An 11,589-nucleotide genomic window follows, 5' to 3' on the forward strand; every position below is an offset into this window, starting at 1 on the left:
TTTATGCATTAATTAGTTCCACACAGGCGGGAAGAAAGCATCCTCGATGTGTTCTATCCGGAAAGGAGGCTGTATCCCCACCACGGTAATGAGGTCGAAGCGGACAGGAAGGTCGATGGCGAATTTCCGGACATACGCATCAGCAGAAGCCACAATGCTCCGTATTTTCCGGTTGTCCACGGCTTCTTCCGGCTGTCCGAAGCGGTCGTCCCTTCTGGTTTTCACTTCCACGATGACCAGGGTACCGTCTTTTTGCGCCACGATGTCCAGATCGCGGTGCCCGGAGTGCCAGTCCCGGTGCCTGATTTCATACCCTTTTTGGGTCAAGTAGTCTACCGCAGCGTCTTCACCTTCTTTTCCCAGGTCATTATGTAGTGCCATTTTCTGCTTTTTTGCAAAAATACGCATTTTTATGCTTCAATTTTAACGGAATACGCTAATTTTGCAGGACAAATGGTAAATGCCGGGAAAAAAAGAAAGAAAGTACCAGTCAGCAATCCTCCCCGCCGTCAGCGGATGGTTTGCCTGATGAGCGAAGAAGAGGTGCGGATTGTGGACCGTTATCTGGAGAAGTATCAGATAACGAACAAGGCACGCTGGCTTCGTGAGACGGTTTTGTCCTTTATCCATCAGAACATGGAAGACGATTATCCCACACTTTTCAAGGAACATGACATGCGCAGATAACCATGGCAGACGATTCTTTTTACATGAAACAAGCGCTGGCTGAGGCTGCACGGGCCGCAGGCCGAGGAGAGGTACCCGTGGGGGCTGTAGTGGTCTGCCGGGACCGCATCATTGCGCGTGCGCATAACCTGACTGAAACCTTGCACGATGTGACGGCGCATGCGGAGATGCAGGCAGTGACGGCAGCTGCCAATGCATTGGGGGCGAAATACTTGAACGACTGTACCCTGTATGTGACGGTAGAACCTTGTGTGATGTGTGCCGGGGCGATTGCCTGGGCGCAGGTCGGACGTCTCGTATTCGGGGCGGAAGACGAGAAAAGAGGTTACCAGCGGTATGCGCCGCAAGCCTTGCACCCTAAGACGGTGGTCGTAAAAGGGGTGTTGTCCGACGAGTGCGCCGGATTGATGAAAGACTTCTTCCGAAAGAGAAGATGAAAAGTGTTATTTGATTTCTTCGAAATCCACGTATTCCCCTTCTTCTTTGTCGAAAATCTTTTTCCGTCGGCGTACGGAAGTATTTCCTTCGTTGGAATAAGAGTCGAAGTGGTCTTCCTGTGGCTGACTGGAACCGGAGGAATAAGTGGTCCGTTGGGTAGAGCCGTTACGTTGCATACGGCGTTTGAATCCGAATATCATGCCGACAACTCTGGACAGAATGAACAGTCCGATGAGCAGGACGATTAATATGATGAAAAATATAAAGCCTAAAATATGGAACATTTTCTTTCGTTTTTAATTAGAAGAAACAAAAAACGTGCCACAATTCCCTGCCTATTTTTTGCGTGTCAGCAAAGACAAAATAATATACCATACGATGACTGCCGCAAATCCGCTCAATTGGAAGATAATCAGCAACGGGATGCTGACAATCAGGAAGATATAGCTTATCTTATTGTGTCCCCATGACAAATCTTTAAATTTCAGAGAGAACATGGGCAGTTCGGCTACCAGCAGCAATGACATGACAAGTACCAGGATAAACAAGTATAGGGCATTGAAGCTGTCAGAAATCAGAAAGTCGTGTGCTCCTACGGTGAGTGAGCCCCAGAACAAGGCATTGGCCGGAGTTGGCATGCCGATGAATGAACTCGTCTGGCGTTCGTCCAGGTTAAACTTGGCCAGTCGCAGGGCAGAGAATACGGAAATCAGAAAAGCCGTATAGGGTATGATGTCCGATAAGGGAAGGAGAAAATCCGGATAGTGTACCTCCTTGAACAAGGAGAAGGCAATGGCTGCCGGTGCCAGTCCAAAAGTCACATCGTCGGCCAGCGAGTCCAGTTCTTTCCCGATGGGTGACGACACATGCAGCAGGCGGGCTGTCATCCCGTCGAAGAAATCGAACACCGCTCCCAGTACGATGAAAAGCAGTGCCCATTCATATTTGCTATGGAAAGCCATGTAGCAGGCTATACACCCACAGAACAGATTACAGCTGGTAATCGTATTGGGAGTATTCCGGATAATCGCGTGAGCCATGATATTATATATAAATAAGGTATAAAGATGTCGTTTTTCAGGGTTAAGGCAGACGGGCAATCACCGTTTCGTTGCCGGTTGTTTTCTGTCCCATCGACACACATACCTCTGTGCCCAGCGGCAGATACACATCCACCCGCGACCCGAACTTGATGAATCCCATGTGTTCGTCAATGTAGCAGTCTTCTCCCGGCACTGCATAAGTGACAATGCGCCGGGCTACGGCTCCTGCAATCTGACGGGCCATTACCGTATGGCCATCCGGCGTGTCAATGACGACCATCGAACGCTCGTTTTCTGTGCTGGCTTTTGGCAGCCAGGCTTTCATGAAACGTCCGTTGTGGTGGTCTACATGCTTCACCACCCCGTCTACCGGATACCAGTTGGCATGTACGTTTGTAATCCCCATGAAGATAGAAATCATCAGTCGACGGTCATGGAAATATTCATGTTCGTCCACTTCTTCAATGACTACCACATGTCCGTCGGCCGGTGCTACGACTGTTTTTTCTGTATCCCCTTTAAACAAGCGTATCGGGCAGCGGAAAAAGTTGACCATCAGTCCGTAGACGATGATGCTTACAAGTGCTACCAGATAGAATGGTATTTTGCATTCTATTCCCCAGTATAAGGCAATATTTATAAGGAGTAACAGGATTGCACTGGTAATCAGTATGTGGGTACCTTCGTGATGAAGTCGGATTTTTTTTAGTTTCTTTATCTTGTTCATTCGGGTCATAACAAAGTTACATGTATTTATCGTGCGAAGATAGGGCTATTTTAAGAACTCTGCAAATTATGGCAACAGAAAAACGGTTTGGAACGAAGATTTCCTCTTTGTAAGGTGGAAAAACGGGTAATTTTTGTAGCTTTTTGCTACTTTGTGAAAAAGAGGAAAGTCCCACATAAAATATTCTCTCCATACGGTTCCTTAAATTCATTTTTCCCTTGCATCTTCTTCTGAATCATCTTTCATATTCTCTGTTTCACAGTGCGGGATTTGTGTCCCACAGTGTGAAATATATATCCCACACTGTGGTTTTTGTATCCCACAGTGTGGAACAGAGAATTCTTTTTGGCGTTTGAAGGAAAATGGGCTGAAAAAGAGAGGTTTGAGAGGGGGTTCCGGAATAAATCCTCTTTATGTGGAAAATGTGGGTATTTGTGTAAAGATTTCGTCTTTGCCACAGCTTGGTATGCCACTTTACGGTTATAGGAGGATGGGGCAATAAAAAATCCCGTTCTCCGGTATTGCACACAGAGAACGGGATTCCTAATCTTTATAAATTCTGATAAAATCAGTCCTTGTCAATCTTCACGATTCCACCCGTAGTGGGGTTGAATATGACACGGGTATTGACTTTCTTGTCAAACAGGCCGTCTACCAGCACTTCGGTATAGCCGAACTGGGTAAACGACATCTCGTCATCGAAAAGCTTCTTGCCCTGATAGGTGACGGTGACTTTTCCTTTGCCCGGTACGTTGTAGATGATACCGTCTTTTTTCTTTTTCTTGCCGTCTTCCGATACGGGCAGGCTTGAGGTGTTGCGTACGGAAACGTAAATCGGGTCTCCGGCGAGGTTATTGGTGGGGAGCACTCCTAACTGGGTGGAGAAGCGTGCGGCGATTTGTTCCTTTACGTTTTCTCCCGGTTCTACCAAAATGGTGAATACCTTGTCTGTGCGGTCGGTAATGCCGGTAAAGGCTTGCATCAGTGCTTTCTCTTGCTTGTTAAGTTGGTCGATGACCAGTTGCAGGGAGGCACCGTCTTTAGGCATGGTGTCTGCTTGTCCGCGCAGGATAAGATTCTTGCTGTCGCGGATGTTATAGATTTCTCGAGCAGTCAGTTCGGCCATTTTGGCATTGGAACCCGCCATGAGAATGTCTTCGGTCATATATTTGCTGGCATTTTCGTGGGGCTGGGGCGTTTCCAGTTTGTAGTCGGGAAGCGATTCTTGCTCCGTGGAGGTCGTGTTGATGGCTTTCACGATTCCGTTGTCTGTCAGCTGTATATTAGAAGCCACGCTTTTGTCTTTCAGCTTCATGATGTAAGCCTTGGTGGAGTCGGGTACTCCTGCCAGTCGTACGTGGATGTCTTTGATTTCCCAATGAGTTTCGGGTTTCGTACTGATATTATTCAACCGCAGATACCGGCTGGCATAGAGGCAGAAGTCGCCTGGCTGATAATCTACTTTCGTAGCAACAATGTCGATGGCTACTTTTGTCTTCGGCAGAAAGTAGACGATGCCTTCACCTTCCTGTGGCACGTAGCTTTCCTGGGAATAGGCACTCAGAGAGGCCAGCAGTCCCAATGCGATGATTCCTCTTTTCATATTGTCTGTCATTTGGTTTCCGTTAATTGTTTCCAGGCTTCAGGCAAAGCTTCCACGATGTCGCCGGAAGTCATGCTGATAACTCCTTTTTGTTGGCAGGCGATGTCACCGGCCAGGCCGTGTACGTAGACTCCTAAGCGGCACGCCTCCTCTTGCGTATATCCTTGTGAGAGAAGTGAGAGAATGATGCCCGTCAGCACGTCTCCGCTGCCGGCAGTGGCCATTCCCGGATTACCTGTCGGATTGAAATAGGTCTCTCCGTCGGGCGTGATGACAGCGGTCCATGCTCCTTTCAGTACGATGTAGCATTGCAGGTAGGCAGCCAGTTCCTTCGCTTTGGACAGTCTTTCAAAACCGTTGCTGCAACGGCCGATGATACGTTCCAGTTCCTTTACGTGGGGGGTAAGGATGCTGTGGCGGGGAATACGGGTCAGGTAATTGCGGTAGTTGCTGAAAATATTCAAGGCATCCGCATCGAGTACCAAAGGAATGTAGCAGTTGCTGATCTGGTCGAATAGCGCCTGCACGGTTACTTCATCCTGTCCCACTCCCGGACCGATGGCTACGGCTTGGAAATTGTCGAGGTCGGCCGCTTCGGCAAAGTAACGGTCGTGTACGTCGTCTTGTACAATGGCTTCGGGCACATAGGCTTGAACCAGGTCATGGTTGCATACAGGCGTATGTACGGTGAGCAGACCGATGCCCGAGCGAAGGCAGGCCTTTGAGGCCAGTAAGGCGGCTCCTCCCATACCGTAGGAACCGGCTACCAGCAGTCCGTGACCGAACATGCCTTTGTGGGCGAACTTCTTTCGGGGTTTGATCAGGTCATGCATTTCCTTTGCTTCGGTGATGAAGTACGGAGTCTTGGCCTTCTCGATAAACTCACGGCTGATGCCAATGTCGAGCAGTTGCCATTCGCCTACAATGTCGGCATTCTCTGCAAACAGGAAAGAAAGCTTCGGCAGCTGGATGCTCAGGGTCAGGTCGGCCTTGATGATATTCTGACGGATGTTGTGTGTATTATCTTCGCCCATCAGTCCGGAGGGGATATCAATGGATACCACCTGTGAGGGGGAAGCGTTGATATATTGTACTACGGCCGCAAAGCCTCCACTTAACGGCTTGTTGAGGCCGGACCCGAACAGTCCGTCTACTATGACGTCGTGGGTGCCTAATTGTGGAGGGTCAAATTGGCTGCTGACTTCTGTATAATTGGCAAATCCGCTTTCTTTCAACCGCTGTACGTTGGTGAGGCATTCTTCGGAAAGAGTGCCTTTTACGTTGAACAGGTAGACTTCTACCGGATAATGTTTCAGGAAAAGGATGCGGGCTACAGCCAGCGCATCGCCTCCGTTGTTGCCTGGACCGGCAAAGACGATGATGCGGTGTGACTTATCCCAGCGGTCGCTGATGGCTTGTGCCAGCAGGCCAGCTGCTTTTTCCATGAGGTTAATAGACAATATGGATTCGTGGGCGATGGTATATGCATCGGCTTCTTTTTGTTGTGTACAACTTAAAATTTTCATTGTATATATAAAAAGCTATTTTGTCGGTAAAAGTACGAAAAAAGCCCTGAATGGTGTATATGTTCTATTGAAAATATCTTTAAATACTCAAAGGGATGTGTGGCGGTTTTAGGGAAAATCCGTAAATTTGCGCAATTTCTAAAAACTACATCATAACATGGAAACGATTCAGATAAAAGACAAACGTTTTAAGACGTTTATCCCGGAAGCAGATATTTTGAAGGAAGTAGCGCGTGTAGCTAATGAAATTAACCGTGATTTGGAGGGTGAGAAACCACTGTTTTTGAGTGTGTTGAACGGCTCGTTCATGTTCACGGCCGATTTGATGAAACATCTGACGATTCCGTGTGAGATTTCATTCGTGAAACTGGCTTCGTACGAAGGAACGGCTTCTACGGGCAAGGTAAAGGAACTGGTAGGACTGAACGAAGACATTACGGGACGTACGGTAGTCATCGTGGAAGATATTGTGGATACGGGACTGACCATGCAGCGTCTGCTGGAAACCTTGAAGGCACGTAACCCGAAAGAAATTCGCATCGCTACCTTGCTGGTGAAACCGGACAAGCTGAAAGTGGACCTGGACATTCATTATGTAGCCATGAATATTCCGAATGATTTTATTGTGGGATACGGACTGGACTACGACGGGCTGGGCCGGAACTATCGCGACATTTATACGGTGATTGAATAATTTTTTTATAAATCATATCTAAAACAACATGTTGAATATTGTAATTTTTGGTGCTCCGGGTTCAGGTAAAGGAACTCAGAGTGCTCGTATTGTGGAAAAGTATGGTTTGAACCATATTTCTACGGGAGATGTATTGCGTGCAGAAATCAAAAACGGTACAGAACTGGGTAAAACAGCCAAAGGTTATATCGACAATGGTCAGCTGATTCCTGATGCATTGATGATTGACATTCTGGCCAGCGTGTTCGATAGCTTCAAAGACAGCAAAGGTGTAATCTTCGACGGATTTCCTCGTACCATCGCTCAGGCTGAGGCTTTGAAAAAGATGTTGAAGGAACGTGGTCAGGAAGTATCTATCATGCTCGACCTGGAAGTGCCGGAAGATGAACTGATGACTCGTCTGATCAAACGTGGACAGGAATCAGGTCGTGCCGACGATAACGAAGAAACCATCAAGAAACGTCTGGTAGTATATCATTCTCAGACTGCTCCGTTGATTGACTGGTACAAGAACGACGGTAAATATTGCCACATCCAGGGTCTGGGTACCATGGAAGGTATCTTCGCTGACATTTGCGCAGCTATCGATAAACTTTAAATAATGGATAAACTGGCGGGCTGGTGACAGTCTGCCAGTTCTTAAACTTTAAATTATGGCTGAATCGAATTTTGTTGATTATGTAAAAATCTATTGCCGCTCCGGAAAAGGAGGCCGCGGTTCGGTGCACATGCGCCGTGAGAAGTATATGCCCAACGGAGGTCCAGACGGTGGCGACGGTGGTAGAGGAGGTCATGTGATTTTGCGGGGAAACCGCAATTATTGGACGTTGCTGCACCTGAAGTATGACCGTCACGTGTTTGCAGAACATGGTGGAAACGGTTCGAAGAACAAGAGCTTCGGTAAAGACGGGGCAGACAAGGTCATCGAGGTTCCATGCGGAACCGTAGTTTATAATGCCGAAACCGGCGAATATGTGTGCGACGTAACGGAGCACGGACAAGAAGTCATCTTGCTGAAAGGCGGACGTGGCGGACTGGGAAACTGGCATTTCCGTACAGCGACCCGTCAGGCACCTCGTTTTGCGCAACCGGGGGAACCCATGCAGGAGATGACGGTGATTTTGGAATTGAAATTATTGGCAGATGTGGGTCTGGTAGGTTTTCCGAATGCGGGGAAATCGACTTTGCTGGCCGCCGTTTCTGCGGCACGCCCGAAGATAGCCAACTATCCTTTTACCACGCTGGAGCCGAATCTGGGCATCGTGTCTTATCGCGATGGCAAGTCGTTCGTGATGGCGGACATCCCGGGTATCATTGAAGGGGCCAGTGAAGGAAAAGGACTGGGATTGCGCTTCTTGCGTCATATTGAGCGTAACTCTTTGCTGCTGTTCATGGTGCCGGGCGATACGGACGACATCCGGAAGGAGTATGAGATTCTGCTCCATGAGCTGGCTACCTTCAATCCGGAGATGCTGGACAAGCAGCGGGTACTGGCTATTACGAAGTGTGATATGCTGGACGAAGAACTGATGCAGATGCTGGAGCCTACATTGCCTGAAGATATACCTCATGTCTTTATTTCTTCCGTGTCTGGAATGGGTATCCAACAGTTGAAAGACCTGCTGTGGACCGAATTGAATAAAGACAGTAACCAGTTGGAAGCCGTACGCCGGGAAGCCATCGTACATCGTCCGAAAGACCTGAAGAAACTCCAGAAAGAGCTGGAAGATATGGGTGAGGACGAGGACTTCGAGTATGAATACGAGGAGGATACAGACGAAGATGACTTTGATTACGAGTACGAAGAAGAAGATTGGGACGACGAAACACAGAAGTGATGAATAACCTGACAGAGGATAAGAGGATGTGGGTGTACGGGCTGACAAATTCGTGCACCGACATCTTTTGTTTTTCTACTACCCGTCATGGAGGGTACAGTGAAGGAAATTATGCCTCGTTCAACTGTAACCATTATTGTGGGGATGATCCTGAAAAAGTAGAACAGAACCGGGAGTTGTTATGTTCGCTGATGCCGGTCCGTCCGGAAATGCTGGTAATACCTCATCAGACGCATGGCACGGAGGTGAGAGAGATAGATGAGACGTTTGTCGGACTTGCTTCAGAAAAGCAAAAAGAACTTCTGGAAGGGGTGGATGCTTTGGTGAGTGATTGCCCAGGAGTCTGCCTGTGTATCTCTACAGCCGACTGCATTCCGGTGCTTTGTTACGATACGAAGCACAAGGTAATAGCTGCTATTCATGCCGGATGGCGGGGGACGGTGGCTCGGATTGTGGAGAAAACCCTTGACCGGATGAGTGAACTTTACGGTACGAAGGGAGAAGATGTACAAGCTTGCATTGGCCCCGGTATTTCCCTTGAGGCATTTGAGGTGGGCGAGGAAGTGTACGAAGCCTTTAAAATTGCTGGATTCGATATGGAAAGAATAGCTCGACGATATGCGAAGTGGCACATTGATTTATGGGAGGCCAACCGTATACAGTTGCTTTCTAAAGGAGTAAAGGCATCCAATGTGGAATTGGCGGGCATCTGTACCTATCAGCATGCTACGGACTTTTTCTCGGCACGCAGGTTAGGAATTCACTCCGGACGTATTTTGTCGGGAATTATGCGAATGGAAAAATAGGAAGGAGAGTTTTGCGGAATGGATTTGAAAATTGAAGTATCAGAAGAATTGCGGCAGGCTTGGCCGCAGTTTCGCGGAGCAGCCGTTTTTGCAACCGTGAAAAATTCACCGTATAGTGAAGCTTTGTGGAAAAAAATTGATGAGTTTACGGAACTCTATCGCCAGAAATATACGGTAGATTCCATCAAGGAGATGCCGGCTATTCAGGCTACCCGTCAGGCCTATAAAAAATGTGGAAAGGATCCCAGTCGTTATCGGCCTTCTTCGGAAGCCTTGTGCCGCAGGTTGTTGAGAGGACTCTCCCTGTATCAGATAGATACGTTGGTTGATTTGATTAATCTGGCGTCTATCTACAGCGGTCACTCTATCGGTGGTTTCGACCGTGACAAGATTCAGGGCGACAAACTGGTGTTAGGAATCGGAAAGGCGGGTGAGCCTTACGAGGGTATCGGCCGTGGAGAATTGAACATTGAAGGCATGCCAGTGTACCGGGATGCGATAGGAGGTGTCGGCACGCCGACCAGCGACAATGAACGGACGAAAATTTCAGAAAACACCACTCATCTGTTGGCGATTATGAACGGATACAGTGGCAGTGAGGGGCTGGAAGAGTCTGTGAACTACATGGTGAATCTCTTGAAGGAATTTGCGGATGCACAGGATGTAGAACTTTATTATTTTAAGTAAGATGAAGCGGTTGGTATGGTTGATGATTGTTTGGTGCTTCTGGGCTGGAAGTATTCGGGCCAGTGAGCCGGAACCTGTCGGGTTCACGTCTATGGAACGTAATCATGTCAGGGTGCAGACTCCGGGATTGTTTGCTAAAGGGAATCGTTTTGAAATTCATCTGGAATGTTTGGCTGACTCTCAGTTTTGTTTCCCTCTTCGGAACGGAAAGGTGATTTCGGCCTACGGAAGCCGGGGTGGACATTCGGGTGCGGATATTAAAACAAAAGCCAATGATTCCATTGTGTGTGTGTTCGACGGCGTGGTGCGCATGGCCAAGCATTATGGTGGATATGGAAAAGTGATTGTAGTGCGTCATGCCAATGGATTGGAAACCGTGTACAGCCATAACTCTAAGAATTTGGTGCAATCGGGAGATACCGTAAAAGCTGGACAGGTCATTGCGCTGACTGGACGGTCGGGGCGGGCCACTACGGAACATCTTCATTTTGAATTGCGGGTGAACGGACAGCATTTTAGTCCCGGACTCTTGTTTAATATGCAGACGCGCCAGCCTCTGAAACGTACCTTGATTTGTACAAAATCGGGACGGCATGTAAAATTACAACCTAAAAAATAAGCAGATTATGGATATTGAAAAAATATTGACCGAAGGGATTGTCTTTAAGGGAAGCAAATCTTCGGATGGGAAGAAGAAAGAAGAAAAGGTAAAGACGAAAGCCAAGAAGAAAACGTACATCACGGGACTTCATGGCTCGGGTTCTGCCAAGATGAAGGCGGAGTATCGTCGCCGGAGGGCCAACCGACACAAACAGGGTTGAGCATCCGGAATCTTGGAATGAAAAGAGAAAAGTGTATCAAAATAAATTGTAGAACAAAAAAGACGATTATGAAAAAATTATTTTTACTTGTGGTGATTGTCATGGCGGCAATCTCAGCCAGTGCACAGGAAGGTGTGTATCTGGGAGGTGGCATCAGCTTGTGGAGAAACAATGATGTGGATAAGGCTTCATTCTCCATTACCCCGGATGTAGGTTATAATTTAAGTGAGAAATGGGCAGTAGGTGTGGAACTGGCTTATGCATATAAAGGATATGACGGAGAGCATGAAATAGATACCAATGCCTTTGCTTTTGCTCCGTATGCCCGTTATTCATTCTACGAAAATAAAATCGTACGTTTGTTCCTGGATATGGGATTCGGCTTTTCTACCTATAAGGCAAAACATGCGGATGCTGTTAACGGTTTTGAAATTGGTGTAAAGCCCGGTCTGGCCTTGAAATTGAACGACCATTTCAGCTTTATTACAAAAGTGGGCTTTGCCGGTTATCGCGACGATTATTATCGTGATATGGAAGGAAACGGATTTGGTGTCGGTTTGGATATGGAAAACATTTCCATTGGTATCGATTACGAATTCTAAGAAATAACGTTTAAAACCTTGTGAGAAGGGAGCAAAAAGAGGGAAAAACTTCTTTTTTGCTCCCTTTTTATTTGCAGCTTCGCTTTATCTTCTTATTTTTGTGTAAATCATCTATTG

At 47.5% G+C, this 11,589-nt stretch carries 16 protein-coding genes; 10 read left to right on the forward strand and 6 right to left on the reverse strand.

The window, feature by feature from the left end:
* Nucleotides 1–12: 12 nt before the first annotated feature.
* Nucleotides 13–381, reverse strand: a complete 369-nt coding sequence (locus tag RDP42_RS03745; RefSeq protein ID WP_308762592.1) for a YraN family protein — start codon at nt 379–381, stop codon at nt 13–15.
* Nucleotides 382–453: 72 nt separating this feature from the next.
* Here RDP42_RS03745 and RDP42_RS03750 point away from each other — a divergent pair, with 72 nt between their 5' ends.
* On the forward strand, nt 454–687 hold the full coding sequence (locus RDP42_RS03750; RefSeq protein ID WP_308762593.1) for a hypothetical protein: 234 nt from the start codon (nt 454–456) through the stop codon (nt 685–687).
* Between the two features lie 2 nt (nt 688–689).
* Complete coding sequence (locus RDP42_RS03755) at nt 690–1,124, forward strand: nucleoside deaminase (RefSeq protein WP_308762594.1); 435 nt, start codon at nt 690–692, stop codon at nt 1,122–1,124.
* Nucleotides 1,125–1,130: 6 nt separating this feature from the next.
* Here RDP42_RS03755 and RDP42_RS03760 read toward each other — a convergent pair whose 3' ends face one another.
* From RDP42_RS03760 to RDP42_RS03780, 5 genes are all read right to left on the reverse strand, one after another.
* Entirely contained in the window at nt 1,131–1,409 is a 279-nt protein-coding gene (locus tag RDP42_RS03760) for a DUF4834 family protein (protein WP_308762595.1), read from the reverse strand.
* 51 nt (nt 1,410–1,460) lie between these two features.
* Nucleotides 1,461–2,165, reverse strand: coding sequence for a CDP-diacylglycerol--serine O-phosphatidyltransferase (gene pssA, locus RDP42_RS03765; protein WP_308762596.1), 705 nt, complete (start codon nt 2,163–2,165; stop codon nt 1,461–1,463).
* Nucleotides 2,166–2,208: 43 nt separating this feature from the next.
* Nucleotides 2,209–2,895, reverse strand: coding sequence for a phosphatidylserine decarboxylase family protein (locus RDP42_RS03770; RefSeq protein WP_308762631.1), 687 nt, complete (start codon nt 2,893–2,895; stop codon nt 2,209–2,211).
* Between the two features lie 568 nt (nt 2,896–3,463).
* Entirely contained in the window at nt 3,464–4,498 is a 1,035-nt protein-coding gene (locus RDP42_RS03775) for a DUF4831 family protein (RefSeq protein ID WP_308762597.1), read from the reverse strand.
* A gap of 8 nt (nt 4,499–4,506) precedes the next feature.
* Nucleotides 4,507–6,024: an NAD(P)H-hydrate dehydratase gene (locus RDP42_RS03780; RefSeq protein ID WP_308762598.1), complete on the reverse strand. Its 1,518-nt coding sequence runs from the start codon at nt 6,022–6,024 to the stop codon at nt 4,507–4,509.
* 157 nt (nt 6,025–6,181) lie between these two features.
* Between RDP42_RS03780 and hpt the strand changes: the two genes are divergently transcribed.
* The 8 genes from hpt (at nt 6,182) to RDP42_RS03820 (ending at nt 11,472) form a co-directional block, all read left to right on the forward strand.
* A complete protein-coding gene (gene hpt / locus RDP42_RS03785) occupies nt 6,182–6,718 on the forward strand; it encodes a hypoxanthine phosphoribosyltransferase (RefSeq protein ID WP_303916798.1) in 537 nt (178 codons plus the stop codon).
* Nucleotides 6,719–6,746: 28 nt separating this feature from the next.
* Complete coding sequence (locus tag RDP42_RS03790; protein WP_204475038.1) at nt 6,747–7,316, forward strand: adenylate kinase; 570 nt, start codon at nt 6,747–6,749, stop codon at nt 7,314–7,316.
* A gap of 55 nt (nt 7,317–7,371) precedes the next feature.
* Entirely contained in the window at nt 7,372–8,556 is a 1,185-nt protein-coding gene (gene obgE, locus RDP42_RS03795) for a GTPase ObgE (protein WP_204475037.1), read from the forward strand.
* Nucleotides 8,556–9,362, forward strand: coding sequence for a peptidoglycan editing factor PgeF (gene pgeF / locus RDP42_RS03800; protein ID WP_308762599.1), 807 nt, complete (start codon nt 8,556–8,558; stop codon nt 9,360–9,362). The genes obgE and pgeF overlap by 1 nt, the downstream gene beginning before the upstream one ends.
* A 24-nt stretch (nt 9,363–9,386) precedes the next feature.
* Nucleotides 9,387–10,049, forward strand: coding sequence for a phenylalanine--tRNA ligase beta subunit-related protein (locus RDP42_RS03805; RefSeq protein WP_308762632.1), 663 nt, complete (start codon nt 9,387–9,389; stop codon nt 10,047–10,049).
* Between the two features lies 1 nt (nt 10,050).
* Nucleotides 10,051–10,668 carry a M23 family metallopeptidase gene (locus tag RDP42_RS03810; RefSeq protein WP_374046910.1) on the forward strand — a complete coding sequence of 206 codons (618 nt, stop codon included), beginning with the start codon at nt 10,051–10,053 and terminating at the stop codon, nt 10,666–10,668.
* Nucleotides 10,669–10,675: 7 nt separating this feature from the next.
* The gene (locus tag RDP42_RS03815; protein WP_204475033.1) at nt 10,676–10,870 is read left to right on the forward strand and encodes a hypothetical protein; all 195 of its coding nucleotides are present in this window, start codon (nt 10,676–10,678) and stop codon (nt 10,868–10,870) included.
* Between the two features lie 68 nt (nt 10,871–10,938).
* Nucleotides 10,939–11,472 carry an outer membrane beta-barrel protein gene (locus RDP42_RS03820; RefSeq protein WP_204479422.1) on the forward strand — a complete coding sequence of 178 codons (534 nt, stop codon included), beginning with the start codon at nt 10,939–10,941 and terminating at the stop codon, nt 11,470–11,472.
* Nucleotides 11,473–11,589 lie beyond the last annotated feature (117 nt).

This window comes from uncultured Bacteroides sp. (genome assembly GCF_902472605.1).
Classification (GTDB): domain Bacteria; phylum Bacteroidota; class Bacteroidia; order Bacteroidales; family Bacteroidaceae; genus Phocaeicola.

Coding starts and splice junctions, on each gene's coding strand:
- RDP42_RS03745 (WP_308762592.1), bottom strand. CDS start 381: ATGGCACTACATAATGACCTGGGAAAAGAAGGTGAAGACGCTGCGGTA.
- RDP42_RS03750 (WP_308762593.1), top strand. CDS start 454: ATGGTAAATGCCGGGAAAAAAAGAAAGAAAGTACCAGTCAGCAATCCT.
- RDP42_RS03755 (WP_308762594.1), top strand. CDS start 690: ATGGCAGACGATTCTTTTTACATGAAACAAGCGCTGGCTGAGGCTGCA.
- RDP42_RS03760 (WP_308762595.1), bottom strand. CDS start 1,409: ATGTTCCATATTTTAGGCTTTATATTTTTCATCATATTAATCGTCCTG.
- pssA (WP_308762596.1), bottom strand. CDS start 2,165: ATGGCTCACGCGATTATCCGGAATACTCCCAATACGATTACCAGCTGT.
- RDP42_RS03770 (WP_308762631.1), bottom strand. CDS start 2,895: ATGAACAAGATAAAGAAACTAAAAAAAATCCGACTTCATCACGAAGGT.
- RDP42_RS03775 (WP_308762597.1), bottom strand. CDS start 4,498: ATGAAAAGAGGAATCATCGCATTGGGACTGCTGGCCTCTCTGAGTGCC.
- RDP42_RS03780 (WP_308762598.1), bottom strand. CDS start 6,024: ATGAAAATTTTAAGTTGTACACAACAAAAAGAAGCCGATGCATATACC.
- hpt (WP_303916798.1), top strand. CDS start 6,182: ATGGAAACGATTCAGATAAAAGACAAACGTTTTAAGACGTTTATCCCG.
- RDP42_RS03790 (WP_204475038.1), top strand. CDS start 6,747: ATGTTGAATATTGTAATTTTTGGTGCTCCGGGTTCAGGTAAAGGAACT.
- obgE (WP_204475037.1), top strand. CDS start 7,372: ATGGCTGAATCGAATTTTGTTGATTATGTAAAAATCTATTGCCGCTCC.
- pgeF (WP_308762599.1), top strand. CDS start 8,556: ATGAATAACCTGACAGAGGATAAGAGGATGTGGGTGTACGGGCTGACA.
- RDP42_RS03810 (WP_374046910.1), top strand. CDS start 10,051: ATGAAGCGGTTGGTATGGTTGATGATTGTTTGGTGCTTCTGGGCTGGA.
- RDP42_RS03815 (WP_204475033.1), top strand. CDS start 10,676: ATGGATATTGAAAAAATATTGACCGAAGGGATTGTCTTTAAGGGAAGC.
- RDP42_RS03820 (WP_204479422.1), top strand. CDS start 10,939: ATGAAAAAATTATTTTTACTTGTGGTGATTGTCATGGCGGCAATCTCA.